Genomic DNA, 15,284 nt, shown 5'->3' with positions numbered 1-15,284 from the left:
CGGGCCATTGACAGGTCAGGCGAGCAGTTCCCGGAGGAATCGCCGGTTGTCTTCGTGCAACAGCTTCGAAGCCTCGATCGCAGTCTCCAGCTTGCCCGCGACGAGGTCGCGGGCAAGTTTTTCATGCAGCTCGAAGATCGCCTTGCTCATCGTCTGGCCGTGCGGCGAGATCCGGATCGTCTCGACGACCTGCTTGTCGATGCCGTCCCACAGCGACGCCAGCAGCGGGCTCCGGGCCGCCGCGATGATCGCGGCATGCAGCGCTCGGTCGGCCTCCACGGTGTCCTGCCGCAAGGTGACCGCCTCCCGGAGACGCTCCAGCGCGGCGCCGACCGCGGCGTGCTCCTCCCCGCCGACGTGCGTGACCGCGAGACGCAGCGCACCAGTCTCCAGGACCTCACGCACATTGACGACGTCCTGAAGCTTGACCCCGCCGCTCACCACATGGTCGCCGGGCGCCGCGGTGACGAAAGCGCCGCGCCCCATCTGGATATCGACCAGGTCCATTGCGGTCAGCGTCGACAGGGCCTCGCGGACGACCGGCCGGGAGACCGCGAACTCCTCGGCCAGCTTGCGCTCACTCGGCAGCTTGGCGCCGACCGCATAGACACCCTCGCGGATCCGGTCCACAAGGGCCCGGGCGATCCGGTTCGCCTGCGAGTCGCGCCGTCCGCCGAGTTCCACGAATCCTCCTCCGAGCACCGCTGGGCCGATGCCCAGGCGGGCACGGCCGGCCGGACCGGTAAAACCGGCCGGGCGACTAGCAGTATGCGGCACCCATGTGCTCACCCGCGCAGCCCGGGGATGTAGGCCGACAGCCTTCGGCGGGTGCGAGCGGCCGCGAAGCCGTCGCGGATGCGCTCGAGGATCCGCGTACGGACGTCGTGATCGACGAACGCCGCACGAGCTGCGTCGAGCTGGAACCGCTCGTGCTCGTCGAGGCCGTAACCGAACGCCTGGGTGAGGCGGGCGAGGTCGTGCGACAGCGTGGTCTGGCTCATCAACCGGTTGTCGGTGTTGACGGTCACCGTGAAGCCGAGCCGGCGCAGGCGCTCGAACGGATGATCGGCCATGGTGTCGCCCCAGGCGGCCACCGCGCCCGTATGGAGGTTGGAGGTCGGACTCGTCTCCAGCGCTACCCGACGGTCGCGTACCCACCTGGCGACCGGGCCGAGCTCGTCCCGCGGCCCGAGATCCTCGGCGATGCGGACACCGTGGCCCAGCCGCAAGGCGCGCCCGTCCACCAGCGCCCCGGCGATGCTGGCGGGACCGTCCGCCTCGCCCGCGTGCACGGTCACCGGGAACAGCTCATGGGCCAGCAGGTCGAACGCGTCACGGTGCGCGCCCGCTGGATAGCCGGTCTCCGGCCCTGCGATGTCGAAGCCGACCACCCCGCGGTCACGGTGCCGCAGCGCAAGCTCCGCGATCTCCCGGGCGCGCCGTCCGTTGCGCATCGCGCAAAGCAGCTGCCGGACCTCGATCGGACGGCCGCCCGCGGTGGCCCCGGCCATCCCGTCCTCGATTCCGGCCTGGACTGCTTCGACGACCTCGTCTAGCGTCAGCTCATTGCGCTGCTTTGCCTCGGGCGCCCATCGAACCTCGCCGTACACGACCCCGTCGGCGGCCAGGTCCAGGACGTACTCGCGGGCCACACGATGCAGGCCGGGGACCGTTTGCATGACAGCGTCGGTCATCCAGAAGGACTCCAGGTAGGCGACCAGAGAACCCGCGTCGGCCCGGTGCAGGAACCAGGCCGCGAGGTCTTCCGGGTCCCCGGCCGGCAGCTCGAGACCCAGCTCCGCGCCGAGCTCGAGGATTGTCTGCTCGCGCAGGGCCCCCTCCAGATGATCGTGCAGGGACACCTTGGGCAGGCTGCGAACGCCGAGGAGCTCGCCGGCCGGGTCGAGCGGTCGCCGCTCGCGTGCGAGGAGGCTCATGCGACGGTCTCCCGTCCTGTCTCGTAGGTGGAGATCGCGGCGACCTTTGCCGCTGAGGCCGAAGCTGGATCGAACTCGTGCCGCAACCACTCCTGGACCAGCGCTCGGGCGAGCTCCGGACCGATCACCCGCTCGCCGAGCGTCAGCACCTGGGCGTTGTTGCTCAGTACGGATCGCTGGACCGAGTAGATGTCATGGGCGGTGACGGCTCGGATACCGGGCACCTTGTTCGCCGAGATGGCCACGCCCAGTCCTGTGCCGCAGACCAGCAGGGCCCGATCGGCAGCGCCGGACGCCACCAATTCGGCGGCCGCAACCGCGACCTGTGGGTATGGCGTGTGTGTGGCCTCGTCCACGCCGACATCGACGATGGAGACGACCCGCGGATGTGCCTCCAGGTCCGCCTTGAGCATTTCCTTGTAGAGGTAGCCGGCGTCATCGGCGCCGATGACCATCCGCAAAGGGCGGGGGCCGGTACTGGTCATGGTTGTGCTCCGGACGGTTCGGCGGTGGGGGATTGCTCGGCCAGCGCTCCGGCGAGCAGGGCGAACGAGGTGGCCCCGGGATCGGCATGGCCGCGGCTGCGCTCGGCGAGCGGCCGGGCCCGGCCGCGCACCGGTACGAGCGCAGCGGTGCCCTTCGCGCCGGCGAGCGCGGCCGAGGCGGCGAGGTGCCAGGCCGCACCGAGGCCCGTGCCGGCGGTGGCAGCTGCCTCGAGCGCGCGGACGAGCGGCTCGAAGGCGTCGACGATGGTCTTGTCGCCCGGGTTAGCGCCGCCGAGTCCGGTGATGGCGTCGAGGGCGGAGCGAGCCGCGCCGGCGATCGCCGCGGTGTCGAGATCGTCGGCGTCGTGCAGGTGCCGGGCCGCACGCTCGAGCCCGGCGCCCCAAAGGGCGCCGGACGTGCCGCCCCCGACGTCCGCCCAGGCACGGCCGGCCGCGATGAGTGCGCCGCTGAGACCGGCGCCGGAATCGACGGCGCCCTGCGCGGCGGCCAGCGCGCCTCGGGCGCCGCGGAGCATTCCCGTGCCGTGGTCGCCGTCGCCTGCGACAGCGTCGAGGTCGCCGAGGCTACGCTCCTCGCGGGCAAGGGCCTGGATAGCTGTGTCCAGAGCGGCGACGGCGCGGGGACCGGCGGCCCGGGCGGCGGCGCTGCGATCATCGGCGACAGCGGGGATGCCTCGGTCGTAGGTGCCGACATCCGGGACCTCGGTGTCGACCGGCTCCGGGCCGGGAACGCGGGTGTACGCCGCGCTGTTGGCCGGTGCGCGCCAGAGCCGCTCGAGCTCATCGTCGACCCAGCAGACGGTGACCGAGAGCCCGCCCATGTCCAGGCTGGTGACGAGCTCGCCGACCTCGGCGTCGACCACCTCCACACCGCGGTCGCTCAGCGCGCGGGCGACACCGGCGAAGAGGATGAAGAGCTCCTCGTGGGACACGGTGCCCAGCCCGTTGACCAGGACGACGGCCCGGCTGCCCCACTCGGGGCGGGACTCGGCCACCAGGTCGGTGATCAGCCGTTCGGCGAGGGTGCGCGCGGCCGGAAGAGGCTCGTCACTGACCCCCGGCTCGCCGTGGATGCCGAGTCCTACCGACATCGTCGCGGTGGGGACGGTGAACAGAGGAGCATCCGCACCCGGAAGCGTGCAGCCGGAGAGGGCGATCCCGAGGGTCCGCGTGCGCTCGTTGGCGCAGCGGGCGACGCGTTCCACCTCGTCCAGACCGGCGCCGCCCTCGGCTGCGGCGCCGGCAAGTTTGACGACGACGAAATCACCGGCCACGCCGCGCCGCTGGTGCTCCTGACCGGTGGGCGCGCTGGCGATGTCGTCGGTGACCAGCAGCGTGCGCACGTCATGGCCCTCGCCGCGCAGCCGTTCCTGGGCGAGGCCGAAGTGCAGGACGTCACCGGCATAGTTGCCGTACAGGAACAGCACTCCGGCGCCGCGGTCGCAGGCATGGGCGACGTGGTAGGCCTGTGCCGCCGACGGGGAGGTGAAGACCTGCCCGCAGACGGCGCCGGTGGCCAGCCCCGGGCCGACCAGCCCGGCGAATGCCGGGTAGTGACCGGAGCCGCCGCCGAGGACGACGGCGACCTGCCCGGGCGGTACGGGCGTCGCGCGGACCACGCCGCCATCGACGCGCCGGACCTGGCGCGGGTGAGCTCGGGTCAGCCCGTCGAGAGCGTCATCGACGAAGTCATCCGGGCCGTTGTGGATCGATGTCACGGGTTGTTCCTCTCCTCATCGAGGTGGCTGTGCAGCAGTCCGCGGACGTACGCGTGGTTCACGGCGCTGACCCCGAGGGCGTCGCCGCCGTACTGCTCGCAGGTCACGACTCCGGAGAATCCGGAGGCGAGTGCCGTACCGAGCGCCTGGCGGTAGTCGATGACGCCGAGCTCGAGCGACGTCGGCGAGGTCAGCACCACTCCACGATCGGGGTCGTCCATACGCAGGTAGTTCTTGACATGCCAGTAGTTGGTGTAGGGCAGCACCTTTTCGAGGACCTCGCGGGGCGGTTCGACGGGTCGGTGCAGCCGCACCAGGTTGCCGGTATCCGGGTTGAGCCCGACCTCGGGCAGGCCGATGTCCTCGACCATGCGAACCGCACTCTCGGCGGTGCCGAGGAAGGTGTCCTCGTACATCTCGAGCGAGAGCAGGAGCCCGGCCGCCGCGGCATGTGAGCCCAGATCGCGTAGGCGGGCCACAGCGCGGCCGCGCAGCTCGGTGTCCGCGGGATCGTTGGCCGGATGGTCGGCCGTCCAGAACCACAACTGCTCACGTTGGGCTGCGGTGAGCGGCTCGTGCAGCCCGACCGACACGACACGCGCACCCAGCCGGGCGGCAGCGTCGATGGTGCGGTGACTGTAGGCGAGATTGGCGTCGCCGTGCCGGGGGTCCACGACGCTGCCCCGGATCACTGCGACGGCCGCGATCTCGAGCTTGGCGGCGGCCGCCGCCTCGCCGAGCTGATCGACCTCGTCACCGGGAAGATCGCCCACCCGCAGCCAGGTGTCGGTCAGTTCCACCAACACGAAGCCTGCGCGGGCCACCTGCCGCAGGCGGCGAGCTCGGTCGGCGTGGTCCGCACTGGGCGGGAAAGGCAGGGTTCCGGTGGCCACGGGCCAGGTTGTGGCGTCCAGTTCCGCACGTACGTGCGACTGGATGCGGCGGGTCGCTGTGGATGTCATGTCAGGCTCCTGGGCTCAGGCGCCCGCGACCGCGGGACGGCGAAGCGAACGCAGCCCGGCCACGGCCAGCGCAAGCACGGTGGCGACGTAGGGCAGGGCCGAGATGGGATCGGTGGGAAACTCGGTGCGTACCTGTAGCACGGTGGTGAGTGCCTGGAAGGCGCCGAACAGGGTGGCCGCGACAACGGTGCCGACGGGATGCTTGAGCCCGAGGTAGACGGCGGCCAGCGCGATGAATCCGCGGCCCTGGGTCATGTCGCGGACGAACGTGTGTGTGGTCGCCAGGGAGAGCTGAGCACCGGCGACACCGGCCAGCACACCGGAGGCGAGCATCGCTCCCCACTTGACCCGCAGCGGAGAGACGCCGGCCTCGACGACAGCCGATGCGTTACCGCCGACCGCGCGGATCCAGATGCCGGGGCGGGTGTCGAAGTAGAACTTGACGAACAGCGGTACCAGGACGATCGCCAGCCAGGTCAGGGGCGACAGATCGGCGAACGCGCCGAGGACGGGCAGGCCGTCGAGGAACGACAGCCCGACGGTGGGCAACGGCCTGGACTCCAGCGCGTTGGATCCGCCGCCGGACCCGCGATTGAGTGCATACAGGAGCGTCACGGTGCCACCGGCGGCCACCAGATTGACCGCGATGCCGGCCAGGACGAAGTGCGCCCCCAGACCCAGATGGGACCAGGCCAGCAGCGTTGCGAGGGCAGCGCCGACGAGCACCGCCGCTGCCAGGCCGCCCCAGGGGCCCAGGAAGGTCGTGGAAACCGCGGCGGCGCCGAACGCGCCGCCGAGCATCATGCCCTCCAGGCCGATGTTGTCCACACCGGCGCGAACCGTGAGCAGGCAACCGAGAGCGGCGAGGACGAGTGGAGTCGCGACCTCAAGTATGCCGGCGAGGTACATCGGTCACCTCCTGGGTGGACGGGACGAGAGAGGGGGCGCTCGCGCCGAGCTCCGGTCCGGGCTCGGACTTCGCCGTGACCGGCTCCACCGGGTCGTCGGCGAGCGGCGAACGTCGGCGGCGCTCGCGCTGGCGCAGCAACGCGGCCAGACCGATGATGAGCAGGCCCTGCAGGACCACCACGACGTCGCGGGGGACTCCGGCGGTGATCTGGATGACGTCGCCGCCGGTGCGCAGGTATCCGTAGGCCAGAGCGGTGAGTGGCACCAGTGCGGGACGGTTGACGGCGAGCAAGGCGACCAGGACGCCGTCGAAACCGATGCCGGTGGCCATCCCGATGATGAGGCGATGGGTGTCGCCGAAGCCGATCACGGCCCCGGCGGCTCCGGCGATGCCACCGGAGATCACGAAGACCAGGCAGATCAGGCGGCGTACGGAATAGCCGTTGGCGAGTGCCGTCCGCTGGCTCTCACCGACGACGCGCAGGCGGAAACCGAGTCCGGTACGGCTCAGAAGCAGACCACTGCCGAGGCAGACCAGAATGCCGAGAAGCAGAACCACCGGGATGGCCGGAGCCTGCCCGAACGATGGCAGGAAGAGGGCCGGGTCGAAGAAGCTGGAGACCGGGAACCCGGCGCCGGGCGGTAGAAGAAACTCCTTGACGACAAAGGCGAACAGGAATGTTGCGACGTAGTTGAGCATCAGAGTGCTGACGATCTCGTCGGTGCCCAGGTAGGCCTTCATCAGACCGGGTACGAGTCCCCAGACGCATCCGCCGGCGATCGCTGCGGCCAACGCCAGGGGGAGCGCCGCACCACTCGGGCCCAACGCGAGGGCGACGAGGCCGGCCGCGAGAGCGCCGACGAGGACCTGGCCCTCGGCGCCGATCGCGAACATCCCGATCCGGAAAGCCAGGCATACGCTGGCGCCGGTGAACATCACGAAGCTGGAGTAGGAGAGCCATTGCTCTATGCGTCCGGGGCTGGACACCGCGCCGGTGAACAGGTCCCCGAGGGTGCGCCACGGCTGATCGCTGGTCACGCTGAACAGCAGAAGGATCAGTACGAAAGCGAGCAGGACACCTGCGGCCAGGCGCAGGACGCTGGGGGAGAGGGAGGATCGGGCGACACGCATGATCAGGCTTCCTCCGTCCGGGCGGCGCCGAGCATCAGTGCGCCGAGCTGTGCGGTCTGTACGGAGGCGTCGTTGACCAAATCCGCCACGACCCGCCCGTCACGCATGACCAGGATCCGGTCGGCGATCGTGCGGATCTCGTCGAGATCGCTGGACTGCACCAGGACCGCCGCGCCGCCGGATGCGGACACTGCCAGCTGTGCGTGCACATTGGCGATCGCGGCGACGTCCAGCCCACGCGTCGGTTCGCGGACGATTACCAGCCGTGGGTCGCGGGACAGCTCACGCGCCAGGACCACTTTCTGGACGTTGCCGCCGGACAGGCTGCCGACGTGCTGGCTGCCGTCGCGGCAGCGGATGTCGAAGCGATCGATCAACGCGTCGGCGTTCGCCTTCATCGCCTTGCGGGCGGTGAGGCCGCGAGGGAAGAAGCGCGCATCTCCGACCCGATTCAAGACGAGGTTCTCGGCAATGCTGAGGTGCCGCGCCACGCCGGCGGTCAGTCGGTCCTCCGGCACGTAGGCGACGCGTGCCCGCAGCGCCGCAGCCCGGTTCCAGGTTCGCTGCTCGTTGCCGCGGAGCAGCAACGTTCCGTCGTCCGGTTGTCGCATCCCGGCGAGCGCCTCGCACAGCAGTTGCTGGCCGTGCCCATCGATGCCGACGACGCCGACGATCTCGCCCGCGCGAATCTGAAGGTCCACACCGGTCAGCGGTACGTCGGCTCCGCGGCTGATACCGACGCCCCGCAACTCAGCGACGACGTCGCCGGGTACCCGCTCGGAGTGGGTGTGCTGCGCAGGCCGCCCGCCTACCATGTCGGCGATCAGCGTCGCTCGAGTGACCCGCCCGATCTTCCGGCGGGCGACCACCGCGCCGTGCCGCATCACGGTGACGTCGTCGGCGAGCTGTTCGGCTTCCTCGAGTTTGTGAGTGATGAACAGGACGGAGACGCCGATGGCCTGCAAACGCCGGACGGCCGCGAACAGGCCTTCTCGCTCCGGCGGCGCGAGCAGCGCCGTGGGTTCATCGAGGATGAGGATCCGGGCGCCTCGGTAGAGGGCCTTGAGGATCTCGACGCGTTGCTGCTGCGCAACCGTCAGGTCCGCGACACGGCGGCTGAGGAAAACTTCGAGGCGCAGTTCCGCCGCCAGCTCGCCGATGCGGTCCGCCGCCCGCGACCGGTCGACCCTCCCGCGCCGGGTGGTCTCGGCGCCCAACGCGATGTTGTCCAGTGCCGACAGCTCCGGGACCAGGCCGAAGTGCTGGAACACCATGCCGACGCCGGCGTTGATCGCGTCCTTCGGCGTGCGGAAGACGCGCCGCTGACCGCCCAGCAGGATGCTTCCGGAGTCAGGCTGCTCCACGCCGAACAGGATGTTCATCAGCGTGGACTTGCCGGCGCCGTTCTCACCCAGCACCGCGTGCACGCTGCCGCGGCGAAGCACCAGCGACACCGAGCGATTCGCATGCACTGGGCCGAACCACTTGTCGACCTCGATCAGTTCCAGCGCCGGCATGCCGGACGCATCCGCGGGCACGGCTCAGGCCCCCGGCAGCACGGAGTCGTAGGTTCCGGCGCCGAGATCGGTGACGACCTTGTCCATCCGCGTTTGCACGTCCGCGGGTACGACAGCGGCGTACAGGCCGGTCTTCTCCAGCCGGACCGAGTCGTCCTTGACGCCGAAGGAGGCGACCTGGCCGGTCGGCAGCTTGTCGTTCGCGGCCGCAGTCACCGCGTCGGCGATCGACGACTCGACGTCGGTCGAGGCGGAGCTGAGGATGGTGTCGGTTCCGCCGACCTTCGCGGAGGCGGACTGCTGGGCGGAGTTGCCGATCGCCCACAGGCCGTGAGCGGCGGCCGCCTCGAAGACACCCTTGTCGGTGCCGCCGGCCGCGGTGAACAGAATCTCCGCGCCCTGGGCGATCATGTCCTCGGCGACTGCCTTGCCCTGGGCCGGGTCGGCGAAGGAGTTGGCGTAGGCAGAGAGGACCCGGACCTTCGGGGCGACGGCAGCAACACCGGCCTTGAATCCCGCGATGTAATCCTCGATGACGCCGATCTCCTGGCCGCCGACGACTCCGACGACGCCGGTCCTGGCCACTTTGCCGACCTTGGGGGCGGTCTCGAGCAGGCCGGCGAGTGCGCCGGCAAGGAAGCCGGCCTGGTCGTAGCGGTAGGTGATCGAGTACACGTTCGTGCAGTTGCCGCACTTCTTCGGGTCGATCGCCGCGTCGAAGAGCACGAACTGCTTGTCCGGATGCTGAGCGGCCGCCTGTTCGACCAGTTCGGTCATCGCGAAGGTGCCGGTGATGACCGGGTTGGCGTCCCCGGTGACCAGGTCCTCGAAGGCGGGCTGCCACTTGGTCGCTTCGGTCCCGGCCTCGACCACCTGCGGCTCGAAACCGGCCGCGGAGGCGCCCTTCTCGACGCCGGCCTTCGAGTCGTCGAAGAAACCGCCGTCACCGGTGGTGCCCGGGATCAGCAGGGCGACCTTCCGGGCCGGTGAACCGGCGTCCGAGCCCCCGTCGCAGGCGGTGATCGTGAGGGCGAGGACGGTCACGACGGCTGTGCTGGCTGGTCTCAGTGCGAGACGACGAATAGAACGCATGGCTTCTCCTCGGATGGGGTCGGGGTTGATGCGGTTCAAGGAGTGCCGGGAGGTTCCCGGCTAGCTGTTGTCTGCTTCTGGTCTAACTGGTAAGACCAGTCTGGTGGCTGCGACGCCCGAGCGTCAAGGGGCAGCTCAGAGCCGCCGTACCGAATCCGACCCGCAGTAGGAGCGTGACCGTGACCACCGCACAGACGGCGTCGACGCCGACGTCCACGCACCGCAGAGCACTTGTCGCGTACGAGAAGAGGACCCCGGAATCCCGGCGACTGTTTCGCCAGGCCGGTGAGGTGATAGCCGGCAGCGTCTCGCGCTCGACCCTCGCGTTCGAGCCCTACCCCTTCTACGGAGCGGTGGCAGCGGGTGCACGTGTCACGGACGTCGACGGGAATCCGTACCTGGACCTGGTGAACAACTACACCAGTCTGGCGCACGGCCACGGCCATGGCCCGACCGCAAGCGCGGCAGCCCGGGAACTCACGCGATCAACCGGCTCCGGCACGGCCAACCCCCGCGAAGCGTTGTACGCGGAACAGTTGCGTGACCGGCTGCCTTCGATGCAACGGCTCCGCTTCACCACCTCCGGTTCCGAGGCAACGGGATTTGCGGTACGCGCCGCCCGCGCGCACACCGGGCGCACCCGTGTGCTCAAGTTCGAGGGCGGATTCCACGGCTCGCACAACGAGCTGCACCGCGACGTCGCCTCCCGGGAACCGCTGCCGACCGGCACCGCGATCCCGTCGCGACCGGCCGCTGGTGGCATGGAGCCGTCCGAAACGGTCACCGCGGTCTACAACGACCCCACGTCCGTCCGAACCGCCTTCGAGCGCTGGGGCACCCAGATCGCGGCCGTGATCGTGGAGCCGTTCCTGGGCAATGCCTCCCTGGTGACCGCGGACCGCCCGTTCCTCGACCAGATCTTCGCCTCGGCCTCCGAGGCAGGCGCACTGGTCGTCTTCGACGAGGTGCAGTCGCTGCGGGCCGGCTACCGGGGAGCCCAAGGCATGTGGGGCTACGCGCCCGATCTCACCGCGATCGGCAAGATCATGGGCGGTGGCTTCGCGCTCGCCGCGTACGGCGGGCGGGCCGACATCTTCGACGTCTTTTCCCCAGGCCCGCAGCAACTCGTGCAGACCGGTACGTTCACGGCCACTCCGCTCGCGCTCGCGGCAGGTCAGGCCGCCATGGCCGCACTCGACGAGACGGCGTACGACGACCTCGCCGCGCGGACCGATCGGTTGCGCGACGGCCTGCGCCGCGCGGCTCGCGACGCCGGGATACCCGTCCACGTCAATGGCCTGGGCTCGATGTTCGACATTGCGTTCTCCACCCGGCCCGTCGACAGCTACCGTGCCCACTACACCGCCGACGCCGACCTCCTCGCCGAGGTACGGCTGCACATGGTGAACGCCGGGGTGCTCATCATGCCCCGCGGAACCGGTTGCCTGTCCACGGCAGTGACCGACGAGGACGTCGACGAGGCGATCGCCGCCTTCACCGCCGCCCTGAACCTGTCCACCGGAGGCTGACCGATGCTGAACCTCGACCTTTCCGACACCGCGGCCCTGGTGACCGGGGCCGCGTCCGGCATCGGCGCCGCGTGCGCGGAGACGCTGGCCGAAGCCGGTGCCGTAGTGGTCTCCGTCGACCTGACCGCCCCCGGAGTCCCCGGTGCGGACGTGCACCTCGTAGGTGACGTCACTGATCCGGACGTACGCGCGACCGCGCTGGACCGCCTCGCCGGGGCAGGCGTGCGACGGCCACGCTGGCTGCTGGTCAACAACGCCGCAATCCAGCTCGAGAAACGCCTGGAGGACACCACGGCCGAGGAGCATCGCCGATTGTGGGACGTCAACGTGGCCGCCGTGATCGACCTGACCAGCCGGTACGCCGAACGCGCGCCGAACGGCTCCGGTGTGGTGCTGATGGCGTCGGTGCTGAGCGCGACCGGCGACCCCGCACTGGCCGGCTACACCGTCACCAAGGGTGCCATCCTCAACTACACGCGCACCGCGGCGCTCGCGTACGCCGGACGCCTGCGAGTCAACGCCGTGCTCCCCGGGGCGATCCGTACGCCGCTGACCACCCGCGCCTGGGAGGCAAGCGGTGACCCCGAAACGGCCGAAGCCCGCATGACCCGCCTCTACCCGGCCGGACGCATCGGCGAACCCTCCGACGTCGCCGGCGTGGTGGCGTTCCTGGCGAGCCGGTACGCATCCTTCATGACGGGCAGCCTGGTCGCCGTCGACGGCGGGCTGCTCGCCGCCAACGCCGAATGGGGGCTGGAACGCCTGTGAACACGTCGACCCGGATCTACGATCTCACCCTGCCCATCGCCCACGGCATGGACGCCTTCCCCGGCGAACCGACCGCAACCTTCACGCGGTTCTCGACGATCGAGGACGGTGGCATCGAAATGTGGGATGTCGGGCTCTTCAGCCAGCTCGGCACCCACGTCGACGCACCCCGGCACTTTCTCGCCGATGCGGCGACCGTCGAGTCGCTCGACCTCAGCGCCTGCATCGGCCCAGCGACAGTCCTCGACGTCCCCGACGACCGCGATGTGAGCCGTGCTGACGTGCTGGCCCGGGCCGAGCAGATTCGCGACACCGGCCGGCTGCTCCTGCGCTCCGGATGGTCACGGCGGTACGGCTCGAGCGGCTTCTGGGCCGGCTTTCCCGAGATCGGCCCGGACATCGCCGACGTCCTGGTCGATCTCGGCGTCCGCTTCCTCGGCATCGACACGCCAACCCCGAGTGTCGCCCACCTGCACGACGTTCACCGGCGTCTGCTCCGAGCCGGAATGGTGATCGCGGAATGCCTCACCGGCCTCGAGCAGCTCTCCACCACGACCTATCTCGTTTGCCTGCCGCTGCCGCTCGTCGGCCTCGACGGCGCCCCCGCGCGCATCGTCGCCATCGAACCCGCCCCTCGACTTCCGGAGAATCCGCTATGACCGCACCAGCACTCCGCACCAAGGTCATCATTGACACCGACACCGGCGTGGACGACGGCATGGGCCTGATCTACGGTCTGCTGTCTCCCGAACTCGACGTGGTCGCGGTGACCACCAGCTTCGGCAACGTCGACGTCGACAAGGTCACCCGCAACACCGCGGCGATCCTCGAACGGTTGGGCGCGGTCGTGCCCCTGGCCAAGGGCGCTGGGCAGGGTCTGGCCGGCGGCGTGGCCGACTATGTGCCGCAGATTCATGGCGAGGACGGTTTCGGCAACGCTTTCCTGCCCGAGCCCAGCTACGCGAACCTGGTCGAGGAGACCGCCGCAGCGATGACGGTGCGCCTGGCGGCAGAGCACCCGGGTGAGCTGGTGTGGATCGGACTCGGCCCGATGACCAATCTCGCGCTCGCCCTGCTTCTCGATCCTGCCCTCGCGTCGAGGCTCACGAGGGTGGTGTGGATGGGTGGTGCGGTGAAGGCGCCTGGCAATCAGACGCCGGTCGCCGAGGCGGATGCGCTGCACGATCCTGAGGCGGTGGCTCTGTGTTACAAGGAGCCGTGGGACTTTCTCCAGATCGGGCTTGACGTCACCAATGACACGATCTTCGAGGCAACGGATCTGGCGGCCGTCCGTGCGGCGTCGACGCCGGCGGCTGAGCTGATCGCGGCGGGCGTGCCTTTGTACATGTCGTTCTACGAGCAGATCTTCGGTCGGTACTGCTGCGCGATGCACTCGCCGCTCACCGTCGGCGTCGTCGCGCACCCTGAGCTCATCACCGAGGAGGAGACCCTTCCGATGGCCATCGAGCTGACCGGAACTCGAACGCGGGGTATGACGATCGCCGACCGCCGTCCCGGCCAGGACCGTGATGGCCGGGCCTGGGGCAGTGATCCCCGTGTCCGGGTGGCCTTCGACGTCGACCGCGCGACGTTCGTGCGCCGCTTCGTCGAGCGCATCACGTCAGCCGGCAGCACGGTGGTGTAGCGGCCGACGGAAGCCGGCGGTATTCACAGGGCGAAGCACCCTGCCGCGGCCGACGCTCGTGGCGTCGGCGCAACGACCCTGGCGAAGGTCGTGGGCGTCGGCCGGGCAGTCGGGAGAAGTCCTTTCTCGTGCCTGGGTAATTGTCGGTTTCTGACGTGCAAGCCGCTTCGCGATTAGCCTTCGGTGGTCGGTCTGGAGCAGGCGCCGGACCTCGTCGTGCTCGGAGCTGTCGTTCAAGGAACTGGCCAGCGCATATCTGACGGCCGGCTCCGGGTCGTTCGCCAGCTTGAGGCCAAGGTCGGGCCACTGAGGCTTTCCGGTGCGCCCAGCAGAGTGGAGGTTGACCATGTAGGTGGTTGATCGTTGTTCGTAAGCTCGTCGTCGCTTGCCGGTGGAAGTCCGGTCCGGGTAGCTGCCAGGAGGCCCGGTAGCAGACTGGCGGCTTCGTCTGGAAACGGGCGGGGTCGAAGCCCAGTGTCGAAGGCCCTTTTGGGGGAGCGACTGAGCGGTCCGTAGCGTGAATGCGAAACCTGCGGCGTCGTTACTCAGCTGCCTGTGAGGGTGGCACAGGGGAGAGCCGAGCCCTTCCGGATCGGGGTGAAGGCCATGGAAGCGGTGTAGCTCCTGGATTGCAGCCGTGAGGAACTCCCCGGCGTATGAGGGTGCGGAACGTTCAGATAGTGACGGCGGGAACTGGGGAGACCCTCCCCGGCCCGGTGACCTGCGGAGTTGGGTGTTGCCGGAGCGTGGCGTCCTATAACCGATGACCTCGGGAAGTGGACGGCCAGCCGGGTGGGTGTCGGAGGCGGCCGTAGTACCGATCGAGCCGAGCGGACAACAGAACCGCCGGTGAGGGAAGGGCCGCTGCTTCGTCGATGCGTGTGAAGTTTGGAGGGGCCCGGTGAGTGCCGTTTCGGCTAGTCCCGCCGCTGGTGGATCGATCCTGGATCCGGTCCGTACCCTGCAGCATGCGCTTTTCCGGGCGTGTACCGTTCGAAAATCCGGCTTCGGTTACGCAGCCTGGGAATACTCGTTGATCAGCCTGTTGAGGACGCGTCGGCGGCGTACTCGCACGGTGGCCAGATCCGTGACCGGCACGGGGCACGCGTCCTGAGTGGGCGGGCGTTGTTCACGGCTTTGATGCGGCCGGTGCTCGTTGTAGTGACGGACGTACTCGTCGAGCGTGGCGCTCAGGTGCCGCGGGTTGTAGATCAGGATCCGGTCCAGGCACTCCCGGCGTACTGTCCGCACCCAGCGCTCCGCGTAGGCGTTCGCGCGGGGCGCCTGGGGCGGTGTCCGCAGGATCTCGATGTCCTCGGCGGCGAATACCTCGTCGAAAGCGGCGGTGTACTTGGTGTCCCGGTCTCGTATCAGGAGCCGCAACGGTGCGGCCCGGTGTCCGAGGTTCATCATCAGGTTACGGGCCTGCTGTGCCACCCACTGGCCGGTCGGGTTGGTGGTGACGCCCAGGATGTGTACTCGCCGGGTGGCTAACTCCATCAGGAACAACACATAGACGCGGGTTAGGCCGATCGTGTCGACGTGTAGGAAGTCGCAGGCAAGCAGCCC

General features: G+C 69.5%; 14 protein-coding genes. 4 read left to right on the top strand and 10 right to left on the bottom strand.

All coding sequences use genetic code 11. The features are described 5' to 3' along the window. Window positions 1-15 precede the first annotated feature (15 nt). The 9 genes from AB0M54_RS45050 to AB0M54_RS45010 all read right to left on the bottom strand — a co-directional run bounded on the left by AB0M54_RS45050 (window position 16) and on the right by AB0M54_RS45010 (window position 9,725). A complete protein-coding gene (locus AB0M54_RS45050; RefSeq protein WP_364334630.1) occupies window positions 16-684 on the bottom strand; it encodes a GntR family transcriptional regulator in 669 nt (222 codons plus the stop codon). A gap of 101 nt (window positions 685-785) precedes the next feature. After that, a complete protein-coding gene (locus AB0M54_RS45045) occupies window positions 786-1,937 on the bottom strand; it encodes an adenosine deaminase (protein WP_364478976.1) in 1,152 nt (383 codons plus the stop codon). Continuing rightward, the gene (locus AB0M54_RS45040) at window positions 1,934-2,422 is read right to left on the bottom strand and encodes a ribose-5-phosphate isomerase (protein ID WP_364478973.1); all 489 of its coding nucleotides are present in this window, start codon (window positions 2,420-2,422) and stop codon (window positions 1,934-1,936) included. The genes AB0M54_RS45045 and AB0M54_RS45040 overlap by 4 nt, the downstream gene beginning before the upstream one ends. Further along, window positions 2,419-4,161, bottom strand: a complete 1,743-nt coding sequence (locus AB0M54_RS45035) for a dihydroxyacetone kinase family protein (protein WP_364478970.1) — start codon at window positions 4,159-4,161, stop codon at window positions 2,419-2,421. The genes AB0M54_RS45040 and AB0M54_RS45035 overlap by 4 nt, the downstream gene beginning before the upstream one ends. Continuing rightward, the gene (locus tag AB0M54_RS45030; RefSeq protein WP_364334618.1) at window positions 4,158-5,123 is read right to left on the bottom strand and encodes a TIM barrel protein; all 966 of its coding nucleotides are present in this window, start codon (window positions 5,121-5,123) and stop codon (window positions 4,158-4,160) included. The genes AB0M54_RS45035 and AB0M54_RS45030 overlap by 4 nt, the downstream gene beginning before the upstream one ends. A 15-nt stretch (window positions 5,124-5,138) precedes the next feature. Next, window positions 5,139-6,032 carry an ABC transporter permease gene (locus AB0M54_RS45025; RefSeq protein WP_364334615.1) on the bottom strand — a complete coding sequence of 298 codons (894 nt, stop codon included), beginning with the start codon at window positions 6,030-6,032 and terminating at the stop codon, window positions 5,139-5,141. Then, entirely contained in the window at window positions 6,010-7,164 is a 1,155-nt protein-coding gene (locus AB0M54_RS45020) for a hypothetical protein (RefSeq protein ID WP_364334612.1), read from the bottom strand. The genes AB0M54_RS45025 and AB0M54_RS45020 overlap by 23 nt, the downstream gene beginning before the upstream one ends. 2 nt (window positions 7,165-7,166) lie before the next feature. Continuing rightward, the gene (locus tag AB0M54_RS45015; RefSeq protein WP_364478967.1) at window positions 7,167-8,681 is read right to left on the bottom strand and encodes an ABC transporter ATP-binding protein; all 1,515 of its coding nucleotides are present in this window, start codon (window positions 8,679-8,681) and stop codon (window positions 7,167-7,169) included. 24 nt (window positions 8,682-8,705) lie between these two features. After that, the gene (locus AB0M54_RS45010) at window positions 8,706-9,725 is read right to left on the bottom strand and encodes a BMP family ABC transporter substrate-binding protein (RefSeq protein WP_364334606.1); all 1,020 of its coding nucleotides are present in this window, start codon (window positions 9,723-9,725) and stop codon (window positions 8,706-8,708) included. Window positions 9,726-9,952: 227 nt separating this feature from the next. Here AB0M54_RS45010 and AB0M54_RS45005 point away from each other — a divergent pair, with 227 nt between their 5' ends. From AB0M54_RS45005 to AB0M54_RS44990, 4 genes are read left to right on the top strand one after another with little or no spacing between them, the layout of a single operon-like run. After that, the gene (locus AB0M54_RS45005) at window positions 9,953-11,302 is read left to right on the top strand and encodes an aminotransferase class III-fold pyridoxal phosphate-dependent enzyme (RefSeq protein WP_364478964.1); all 1,350 of its coding nucleotides are present in this window, start codon (window positions 9,953-9,955) and stop codon (window positions 11,300-11,302) included. Between the two features lie 3 nt (window positions 11,303-11,305). Further along, a complete protein-coding gene (locus AB0M54_RS45000) occupies window positions 11,306-12,070 on the top strand; it encodes an SDR family oxidoreductase (RefSeq protein ID WP_364334600.1) in 765 nt (254 codons plus the stop codon). Next, entirely contained in the window at window positions 12,067-12,729 is a 663-nt protein-coding gene (locus AB0M54_RS44995) for a cyclase family protein (protein WP_364334597.1), read from the top strand. Before AB0M54_RS45000 ends, AB0M54_RS44995 begins: the two co-directional genes overlap by 4 nt. Then, a complete protein-coding gene (locus AB0M54_RS44990; protein WP_364334594.1) occupies window positions 12,726-13,715 on the top strand; it encodes a nucleoside hydrolase in 990 nt (329 codons plus the stop codon). The genes AB0M54_RS44995 and AB0M54_RS44990 overlap by 4 nt, the downstream gene beginning before the upstream one ends. 1,011 nt (window positions 13,716-14,726) lie before the next feature. Here AB0M54_RS44990 and AB0M54_RS44985 read toward each other — a convergent pair. Then, on the bottom strand, window positions 14,727-15,284 hold a 558-nt coding region (locus AB0M54_RS44985), incomplete at its 5' end, for an integrase core domain-containing protein (RefSeq protein WP_364478961.1).

It is taken from the genome of Actinoplanes sp. NPDC051470 (assembly GCF_040682035.1).
In the GTDB taxonomy this organism is placed as follows: Bacteria; Actinomycetota; Actinomycetes; order Mycobacteriales; family Micromonosporaceae; genus Actinoplanes.
Note: the sequence above shows the minus strand (reverse complement) of the source record. Positions and strands in the feature narration are given on the sequence as shown.